We start from the raw sequence: 10,690 nt of genomic DNA, 5'->3' as shown, positions 1-10,690 counted from the left end.
GCGGCTGTGACAGAAGACAACAGGAACTTTCTCGAAACCCCAAACCGAGCCTGCTCGACTCCAGTATCGTTTGGGCAGTTGGATCCATGTCAACTGAGGGTCTGGGGAGCTGGTGAGCGTCAACCCGTTCGACGACGACAATGGCAGCTTTCTCGTCTTAGTCAACGACGAGGAGCAGCACAGTTTGTGGCCGGTGTTCGCGGATGTTCCGGCCGGCTGGCGGGTGGCTTATGGGGAAGCCGACCGCGCTGCGTGCCTGGACTACATCGAACAGAACTGGACCGATATCCGCCCGAAGAGCCTGCGTGAAAGGCTGGCGGGGGGCGGGAGTTTTGATAAGTGAGCGATCTGGGTATGTAAATAGCCAGTCGAGCTTTGGGGGATCAGATGAAGCTTGATGATCGAGCTTCGATTGGGGTTTGGGGAAATCCCATCGACCAAGATGATGATCTTGCGTTTCCACTAACGCGAGGTCAGCTGGATATATGGCTTGCGCAAGAGACGGGATTGTCCACTACGGAGTGGCAACTCGGCCTTTTCGTACGTATTGACGGCGTCGTCCAGCGCGGTTCGCTCGAATGGGCGATCAGGCGTGTGGTGCAAGAGGCAGAGCCCGCCCGCGCCGCCTTTTTTGAAGTCGATGGCCGCGTTTTCCAGCGGGCCGTCGACTATTCCGATGTGAAGCTGGATTTCCACGACCTGACCGGTTCGGACAACGCGGTCGCGGACGCCCGCGATATCGCGCTATCGATTCAGCGCACACCTATGCCATTGACGGGTCCGTTATTTAAGTTTGCGTTATTCAAGACGGCGGCCGACGAATCTTATCTGCTGGCCTGTGCGCACCACATCGCCATTGATGGCACCGGTGTCGCATTGGTCGGACAACGTATTGCGTCGGTGTATTCGGCGATTGTTTCCGGCGCCCCGCTGCCGACCGGTTTGTTCGGCTCATTGCAAGACCTCGTGGACGGCGAATTGGCCTACGAGTCCTCGGATGACTACCGCGAGGACGAGGCTTACTGGACGCAGAATTTGCCGGCCGAAAGCACCGGGGATTTCGGGCTGGAAGCCGGTGAGCGCGACCCGTGGCCGTCGGCGCCCGTGCAGCTGGACCCCGCCTTGGTGGGCCGGGTCGAAGAGCTGGCCCGCGGCTGGGATGTGCCGCGGACCGCGGTGATCACCGCGGCCTGCGCGCTGCTGGTGCGGGGTTGGAGCGGCGAGGGCTCGGAGGTCGTCTTCGACTTCCCGGTCAACCGCCGGGTCAGCCCCGAGGCCAAGACCCTGCCCGGCATGGTCGCCGGGGCGGTCCCGTTGGTGATCAGCGTGTCGCCGGCGGAGACCGTGGCCGAGCTGTGTGCGCACGTGAACACCCGGATTCGGGAGGCGGTGGCGCACCAGCGGTACCCGGTGCATGCGCTGGAGCGCAAGGCGCGCGGGTCGGGCCGGCTGGCCGAGCGGATGAACCTGAACTTCATCCCGGCGGGCTTCAGCCTGCCGTTCGGCGGGGTGACGGCCTCGGCGTCGTACACCAACTCCGGTCAGGTCGGCGGCTTCGGCCTGATCTTCTCCGCCGACGGCGACAAGCTGTCGTTGAGCACCGCCGGTGCCGGTGGTGCGCTGTCGAACTTCGAGGTCGCCGAACTCGTGCGGCGCCTGGAGCAGGTGTTGGCGACCATGGTCGCCGACCCGTCGCGGCGGTTGTCGTCCATCGACCTGCTCGATGCCGACGAGCAGGCCGGCCTGGACGAACTCGGCAAGCGGGCGGTGCTGACCGAAGAGTCGACCCCGACGTCGGTCCCGGCGCTGTGGGCCGAGCAGGTCGAGCGCGTTGGCCAGTCGGTGGCGCTGCGTTGCGGTGATCGGTCGCTGACCTATCGCGAGCTGGAAGAGGCGTCGAACCGGTTGGCGCACATGCTGGTTGGCCGCGGTGTGGGTCCGGGTGAATGTGTGGCGCTGCTGTCGCCGCGCTCGGCCGACGCGATCGTGGCGATCCTCGCGGTGGTCAAGACCGGTGCGGCGTACCTGCCGATCGACCCGAGCGTGCCCGCCGCGCGGCTGCAGTTCATGGTCGCCGACGCCACGCCCGCGGTGGCGCTGACCACCGCGGAATTGGCCGAGCGGTTCGAGGGCTGCGAGCTGGCCGTCGTCGACATCAATGACCCGGCGGTTGCCGAGCAGCCGACCACATCGCTGCCGATTCCGAACCCGGACGACATCGTCCACATCATCTACACATCGGGCACCACCGGTGTTCCCAAGGGCGTCGCGGTCACCCACCACAACGTCACCCGGCTGTTCGAGTCGTTCCACCCGGGGCTTGATCCCGCCGGTGTGTGGACGCAGGGCCACTCGCTGGCCTTCGACTTCTCGGTGTGGGAGATCTGGGGCCCGCTGCTGCACGGCGGCCGTCTGGTCGTGGTGCCCGAGTCGGTCGCCGGCTCGCCGGACGACCTGCAGGCCCTGCTGGTCAGCGAGAACGTCAGCGTCCTGAGCCAAACCCCCACGGCGGTGGCGACGCTGACGACCGAGGGTCTGGAGTCGACCGCGCTGGTCGTCGCGGCCGAGGCCTGCCCCGCCGAGGTGGTGGACCGCTGGGCCCCGGGCCGCGTGATGGTCAACGGCTACGGGCCGACCGAGACCACGGTGTACGCGACGCTGAGCGCGCCGCTGGAGGCCGGGTCGGGTGTGGTGCCGATCGGCTCACCTGTTCCCGGTGCGGCGTTGTTCGTGCTCGACACCTGGCTGCGACCGGTCCCCGCCGGTGTGGTCGGTGAGCTCTATGTCGCCGGCCGCGGCGTGGGCGCCGGCTATGTGCGCCGCGCCGGGCTGACGGCATCGCGGTTCGTCGCGTGCCCGTTCGGCAAGGCCGGGGAGCGGATGTACCGCACCGGCGACCTGGTGCGCTGGGGCGACGACGGCCAGCTGCGCTACCTGGGCCGCGCTGACGAGCAGGTCAAGGTCCGCGGCTACCGCATCGAACTCGGCGAGGTGCGCTCGGCGTTGGCCGGGCTGGACGGCGTCGAGCAGGCGGCGGTGATCGCCCGCGAGGACCGTCCCGGTGACAAGCGGCTGGTCGGCTACATCACCGGAACCGCGGATGCCGCCGAGGTCCGCGCCCAGATGGCCGAGCGGCTGCCGGCATACATGGTGCCGACCGCGGTCGTCGCGATCGAGGCGATGCCGCTGACGGCCAACGGCAAGCTGGACCGCCGCGCGCTGCCGGCACCGGAGTACCGCGGTGGCGGCTACCGGGCGCCTTCGAGCGTGGTGGAGGAGATCCTGGCCGGGATCTACGCCCAGGTCCTCGGGCTCGACCGGGTCGGTGTCGACGACTCGTTCTTCGACCTGGGTGGCGACAGCATTTTGTCGATGCAGGTGACCGCGCGGGCGCGGGCCGCCGGTGTGCTGTGCCGGCCGCGCGACATCTTCGTCGAGCAGACGGTGGCCCGGTTGGCCACGGTGGCCACGGTGGCCACCGACGTCGACGGCGTCGTGGACGAGGGGTTGGGCCCGGTTGAGGCCACCCCGATCATGCGCTGGCTGCGCAGCGTCGAGGGCCCGATCGAGCAGTTCAACCAGACGGTTGTCGTCGATGCCCCTGCCGCGGTGACTCACGCCGACGTCGTTGCGGTGCTGCAGGGCCTGGCCGACCGCCACGCGATGCTGCGGCTGCGCGTCGAGGACGACGGGGCCGGCGGCTGGTCGCTGACCGTTCCCGAGCCCGGCTCGCTGGACGCGGCTTCCTGCGTGCACTCCGTCAACATCCTCTCGGACGAGGCGCTGGTCGCCGCGCGCGCGACGCTGAACCCGGCCGAGGGCGTGATGTTCAGCGCGGTGTGGGCCGAGTCGAACCGTCAGCTGGCGCTGATCATTCATCACCTGGCCGTCGACGGCGTGTCCTGGCGGGTGCTGCTCGAAGACCTCAACATCGCCTGGGCCCAGCACCACAGCGGGCAGCCGGTGGTGCTGCCGACCGGCGGCACGTCGTTCGCCCGCTGGTCCGCCCTGCTGAGCGAGCACGCCCGCGAGGCGGCGGTCGTGGAGTCCGCCGAGGTGTGGCGCCAGGTGGCGGCGACGCCGGCGGCGTTGCCCGCCGCGGCTGCCGAGGACACGTACGCCTCGGCGCAGAACTTGTCGGTGTCTCTGGACGTGGAGACCACGCGGCTACTCCTCGGTGAGGTGCCCGCGGCGTTCCACGCCGGCGTCAACGACATCCTGCTGATCGCCTTCGGCCTGGCCTGGGGCCAATTCCTGGGCACCTCCGCGCCGATCGGCATCGACGTCGAGGGCCACGGACGCCACGAAGAGCTGGGCCCCGACGTCGACCTCTCGCGCACCGTGGGCTGGTTCACCACCAAGTACCCGGTGGCGCTGACCGTCGGCGAGCTGGACTGGGCCGCAGTGGTTGCCGGTGACGCGCCGCTGGGCGCGCTGGTCAAGGCCGCCAAGGAGCAGCTGCGTGCCCTGCCCGACCCGTTGAGCTACGGGCTGCTGCGGTACGTGAACTCGGACGTCGAGCTGGCCGGGGCCGACCCGGTGATCGGGTTCAACTACCTGGGCCGGATGGGTGGCGCCGCGGAGCTGTCCGAGCAGTTCTGGCGCGTCGGCCCCGACGGCTTGTCGAGCAGCGCGGCCACCGTGGTGGCGATGCCGCTGGCCCACACCGTGGAGCTGAACGCCGTCACCCTGGACACCGACGCGGGCCCGCATCTGCAGGCCAACTGGACCTGGGCGGCCTCGGTGTTGGACGACGGCCAGATCAGCCAGCTGAGCCGGTTGTGGTTCGAGGCGCTGGCCGGCATCTGCACGCATGTCTGCGGCGGTGGCGGCGGGTTGACCCCGTCGGACCTCGCGCCGGCAAGGCTGAGCCAGCCCCAGATCGACGACCTCGAGGGTCAGCACAAGATCGCCGACGTGCTGCCGCTGACCCCGCTGCAGCAGGGCCTGTTCTTCCACTCGAGCGTCGCCGGCGACGGCGAGGACATGGGCGAGCTGTACGCCGTGCAGCTGGAGATCGGCCTCGCCGGTGCCCTGGACGCCGCGCGCCTGCGTGAGGCGGTGCACACCGTGGTGCGCCGGCACCCGCACCTGGTGGCGCGGTTCTACGACCAGTTCGACGAGCCGGTGCAGGTCATCCCGGCCGAGCCGGTCATGGCCTGGCGCTACGCCGAACTCGACGGCAGCGACATCGCCGAGCAGGTCGACGCGGCCTGCGCGGCCGAGCGCGCCGCGATCTGCGACATCGCCAACCAGCCGGCCTTCCGGGCCGGGTTGCTGCGCACCGGCGAAGACGAGCACCGCCTGGTGCTGACCTTCCACCACATCGTCGTCGACGGTTGGTCGATGCCGGTGCTGCTGCAGGAGATCTTCGCCGGTTACTACGGGCACACGCTGGGTGCGCCCGTGTCGTACCGCCGGTTCGTGACCTGGCTGGCCGAGCGCGACCACGCGGCCGCCGAAGCGGCCTGGGGTCAGGTGCTCGCCGGATTCGACACTCCCACCCTGGTCGGTCCTCCGGAGCGGTTGACGCACGGACAGCGCAGCGTCGCGTCGTTCCGGGTGTCTGCCGAGACGACGGCGGCGCTGGGCGAGCTGGCCCGCGCGCACCGCACCACGGTCAACACCGTGCTGCAGGCCGCCTGGGCCCAGCTGTTGTGCGGTCTGACCGGTCGCCAGGACGTGGCCTTCGGTGCCGCGGTTTCGGGGCGGCCGACCGACATGGCCGGCGCCGAGGCGATGGTCGGGTTGCTGATCAACACGGTTCCGGTGCGGGCCAACCTCACCACGGCCACCACTACCGCCGAACTGCTCGAGCAGCTGCAGAGCGCGCACAACGAGACGCTGGATCACGAGCACCTGGCGCTGCGGGACATCCACCGCATCACCGGTGTGGACCAGCTGTTCGACACCCTGTTCGTCTACGAGAACTACCCGGTCGACGCGTCGGCCCTGGGGGACATCGACGGGCTGTCGATCACCGAGTTCACCAACCGCGAATACAACCACTACCCGCTGACTGTGGCGGCGCTGCCGGGCGAAGAGCTGGGTCTGCGCGTCGAGTTCGACACCGACGTGTTCGATGCCCCGGGCGTCGAGGCCATCATCGAACGGCTGCGGCGGGTGCTGGCGGCGATGACCGCCGACCCGGAGCGGCGCCTGTCGTCGATCGATCTGCTCGACGAGGGCGAGCACGCCCGGCTCGACGGATGGGGCAACCGCGCGGTGGTTGGCCAGCCTTCTTCGGTGGCGACGTCGATCCCGGCGGTGTTCGCCGGCCAGGTCGCCCGGATCCCCGACGCGGCCGCGCTGACCTTCCAGGGTCGCTCGATGACCTATCGCGAGCTCGACGAGGCCTCCAGCCGGTTGGCCTCCGTCCTCGTCGGCGCCGGTGCCGGCCCCGGGGAGCGCGTCGCGCTGCTGTTGCCGCGGTCGACCGAGGCGATCGTGTCGATCATGGCGGTGCTCAAGACCGGGGCGGCCTACCTGCCGATGGACCCCGCGCATCCGGTTTCGCGGACGCAGTTCGTGCTCGGCGACGCCGCGCCGATCGCCGCGGTGACCACCACGGAACTGCGGCCCCGCTTCGACGGCTGCGACGTGACCGTCATCGATATCGCCGATTCGGCCGATGCCGCCGAAAGCAGCGTCGCCTTCACGGCGCCGACCGCCGACGACATCGCCTACATCATCTACACGTCGGGGACCACTGGCACCCCGAAAGGTGTTGCGGTCACTCACCGCAACGTGATCCGGTTGCTCGAGGCGCTGGACGCCGAGTTGGAGCTGGGCCAGGTCTGGTCGCAGTGCCACTCGCTGGCCTTCGACTTCTCGGTGTGGGAGATCTTCGGCGCGCTGCTGGGTGGCGGCCGGGTGGTCGTGGTGCCCGACGCGGTGGTTCGCTCGCCCGAGGACTTGCACGCGCTGTTGTCCACCGAGCATGTCGGTGTGCTGAGCCAGACGCCTTCGGCGTTCTACGCGCTGCAGACCGCCGACGCGCTGTCGCCGGAGCTGGGTCACCAGCTCAAGCTGCAGACGGTGGTGTTCGGTGGGGAAGCCCTTGAGCCGCAACGGCTTTCCCCCTGGATGAACAAGCACCCCGGGCCGCCGCGACTGATCAACATGTACGGCATCACTGAGACGACCGTGCACGCGTCGTTCCGCGAAATCGTCGATGCCGACGTCGAGAAGGCGGTCAGCCCCATCGGGGTGCCGCTGGATCACCTCGCCTTCTTCGTGCTCGACGGGTGGCTGCGCCCGGTGGCCGCCGGTGTCGTCGGCGAGCTGTACGTGGCCGGTGCCGGTCTGGCGGCCGGTTACATCGGCCGGCCCGACCTGTCGTCGACGCGATTCGTCGCTTGCCCCTTCGGTGGCAAGGGCGAGCGGATGTACCGCACCGGCGACCTGGTGCGCTGGGGCACCGACGGCCAGCTGCGCTACGTCGGTCGCGCCGACGAGCAGGTCAAGATCCGCGGGTACCGCATCGAACTCGGCGAAATCCGCACGGCTCTCGCCGATCTGGACGGTGTCGAGCAGGCGGTGGTGATCGCTCGCGAGGACCGTCCCGGCGACAAGCGCCTCGTCGGCTACGTCACCGGTGACGCCGACCCCGCGGAGCTGCGCGCTCAGCTGGGCGAGCGGTTGCCGGCCTACATGGTGCCCGCCGCGGTGGTCGTCGTGGAGGCCCTGCCGCTGACGGTCAACGGCAAGCTCGACGTCCGCGCGCTGCCGGCCCCCGAGTACCAAGAGTCCGGCGGTAGCTACCGGGCCCCGGTCACCGAGGTCGAGGAGGTCCTGGCCGGGATCTACGCGCAGGTGCTGGGCCTGGAGCGGGTCAGCGTCGACGATTCGTTCTTCGACCTGGGCGGCGACAGCATTTTGTCGATGCAGGTGGCCGCCCGCGCCCGCGCTGCGGGCGTGTTGTGCCGTCCGCGTGACATTTTCGTGGAGCAGACGGTGGCCCGGCTGGCCACGGTGGCCACGGTCGCCAGCGCCGAGGACCTGCTGGCCGACGAGGGCCTCGGCCCGGTGGTGACCACGCCGATCATGCACTGGCTGCGCAGCGTCAACGGACCCGTCGACCAGTTCAACCAAACGGTCGTGGTCGACGCCCCGGCCGGGGTGGGCGAGGCCGACGTGGTGGCGGTGCTGCAGGCGCTGCTGGATCGCCACGCGATGCTGCGGCTGCGCGTCGACGAGGATTGGTCGCTGTCCGTGCCGGAGCCCGGCTCGGTGGACGCCGGCATGTGCGTGCAGTCGGTGCACGAACTGACCGACGAGGCGCTGGTGGCGGGCCGCGAGAAGCTGAACCCGTCGGCGGGGCTGATGCTGAGCGCGGTGTGGGCCGAGTCGACCAGCCAGTTGGCGTTGATCATTCACCACCTGGCCGTCGATGGCGTGTCCTGGCGCGTGCTGCTCGAAGACCTCAACATCGCCTGGGCCCAGCACCACAGCGAGCAGGCCATCGAATTGCCCACCGGCGGAACGTCATTCGCCCGCTGGTCCATCCTGCTCGACCAGCACGCCCGCGACGAGGCGGTCGTGAAGTCCGCCGAAACATGGCGGCGGGTGGAGGCCACCAACGCGGTGCTGCCGGCGGTGCGGCCCGAGGACACGTACGCCACGGCGCAGACGTTGTCGGTGTCGCTGGATGCCGAGACGACGCGGTCGCTGCTCGGTGAGGTGCCCGCGGCGTTCCACGCCGGGGTCAACGACATCCTGCTGATCGCCTTCGGGATGGCGCTGAAGCAGCTTCGCGGCGTCGACGGGGCCATCGGCATCGATGTCGAGGGTCACGGCCGGCACGAGGAGCTGTCGGCCGAGGTCGACCTGTCGCGCACGGTCGGCTGGTTCACCACCAAGTACCCGGTGGCCTTGAGCGTTGGCGGGCTGGACTGGTCCCAGATCGCTTCCGGCGCAACGCCGTTGGGTACGCTGGTGAAGGACGCCAAGGAACAGCTTCGGGCGCTGCCCGACCCGCTGTCCTACGGGCTGCTGCGCTACCTGAACCCCGAGGTCGAGCTGGGGCAGTCGGACCCGGTGATCGGGTTCAACTACCTGGGCCGCATGGGCGGCACCACCGGGCTCTCCGATGAGCTGTGGCGGCTGGGCCCCGAGGGTCTGACCCGCGGCGCGGCCACCGTGGTGCCCCTGCCGCTGGCCCACAGCCTCGAGCTCAACGCGGTCACCCTCGACGCCGAGGCGGGCCCGCAGCTGCAGGCCAACTGGACCTGGGCGACGTCGGCCATCGACGCAGCGCAGATCGAGCGCCTCCACGAATTGTGGTCCGAGGCGCTGGCCGGGATCTGCGCCTACGTGCGCGGCGGTGGCGGCGGGTTGACCCCGTCGGATCTCGCCCCCGCGCGGTTGAGCCAGCCGCAGATCGACGAGCTCGAGCGCGAGCACGAGCTGGCCGACGTGCTGCCGCTGACCCCGCTGCAGCAGGGCTTGTTCTTCCACACCAGCCTCACCGAAGGCAGCGGCGACGACCTCGGCGAGCTGTACGCCGTGCAGCTGGCCGTGACGCTGACCGGCCCGCTGGACGCGCAGCGTTTGCACGACGCCGTGCAGGCAGTGGTGCGCAGGCATCCGCACCTGGTGGCCCGCTTCAGCGACTACTACGACGAGCCCGTGCAGATCGTTCCGGCCGAACCGATGGCGCCCTGGAGCTACATCGAGTTCGACGGCGGCGACATCGACACGCAAGTCGAGCGGGTGTGTGCGGCCGAGCGCGCGGCGATCTGCGACCTGGCGAACCAGCCGGCCTTCCGGGCGGCGCTGTTGCGCACCGGCGAGGACCGGTACCGGTTCGTGCTGACCAACCACCACATCGTGATGGACGGCTGGTCGAAACCGATTCTGCTGCAGGAGATCTTCGCCGGCTACTACGGCCAGCAGCTGGGTGCGGCGACCTCGTATCGCCGGTATGTCACCTGGTTGTCCGAGCGGGACAAGGTTGCCGCCGAGGCCGCCTGGGGCGACGTGTTCGCCGGCTTCGACAGCCCGGCGCTGGTGGCCGAGGCCGGTCGGGAACGGTTGGGGCGCCGCGACGTTGCCTCGTTCACCGTCCCCGCCGAGACCACCGCGGCGCTGGGCGAGCTGGCGCGGTCCTGCCACACCACGGTCAACACGGTGTTGCAGGCCGCATGGGCTCAGCTGCTGGTCTGGTTGACCGGTCGCAGTGATGTGGCGTTCGGCACGGCGGTGTCGGGCCGGCCCACCGAGATCGCCGGGGCGGACTCGATGGTCGGGTTGTTGATCAACACCGTGCCGGTGCGCGCGAGCATCAACGCGGCCAGCACCATTGGTGATCTGCTCGAGCAGCTGCAGGGTGCCTACAACGACACGCTCGAGCACCAGCACCTGGCGCTCAGCGACATTCACCGCGTCACCGGCCACGACCAGCTGTTCGACACCTTGTTCGTCTACGAGAACTACCCGATCGACGCCGCGGCGTTGTTGGGCATCGACGAACTGTCGTTCAGCGAGGTCACCAGCCAGGAGTACAACCACTACCCGCTGACGGTGCAGGCCGTGCCGGGACACGAGATCAGCCTTCGGGTCGAATACGACACCGAGCTGTTCAACACCACCCGCATCGAAAAGCTCATCCAACGGCTCCAGCGCGTGCTGGTAGCCATGACCGGAAGCTCGGCCTAGCGGGAACCGCCGGCCCACGCCGGCGGTCCCG

The 10,690-nt window shown here is 69.4% G+C and carries 2 protein-coding genes; both read left to right on the top strand.

What is annotated here, in order from left to right; all coding sequences use genetic code 11:
• Positions 1-112 precede the first annotated feature (112 nt).
• A complete protein-coding gene (locus MRAB57_RS24545; RefSeq protein ID WP_077089658.1) occupies positions 113-343 on the top strand; it encodes an MbtH family protein in 231 nt (76 codons plus the stop codon).
• Between the two features lie 44 nt (positions 344-387).
• Entirely contained in the window at positions 388-10,659 is a 10,272-nt protein-coding gene (locus MRAB57_RS24540; RefSeq protein ID WP_077089657.1) for a non-ribosomal peptide synthetase, read from the top strand.
• Positions 10,660-10,690: the final 31 nt, after the last annotated feature.

The organism is Mycobacterium rhizamassiliense (assembly GCF_900157375.1).
Classification (GTDB): domain Bacteria; phylum Actinomycetota; class Actinomycetes; order Mycobacteriales; family Mycobacteriaceae; genus Mycobacterium; species Mycobacterium rhizamassiliense.
The sequence above is the reverse complement of the archived record's forward strand: the minus strand, read 5'-3'. Positions and strand labels throughout refer to the sequence as shown.

Bases quoted from the DNA above. Each gene is read 5' to 3' on its own strand.
- MRAB57_RS24540 (WP_077089657.1), top strand. From the start codon at position 388: ATGAAGCTTGATGATCGAGCTTCGATTGGGGTTTGGGGAAATCCCATC.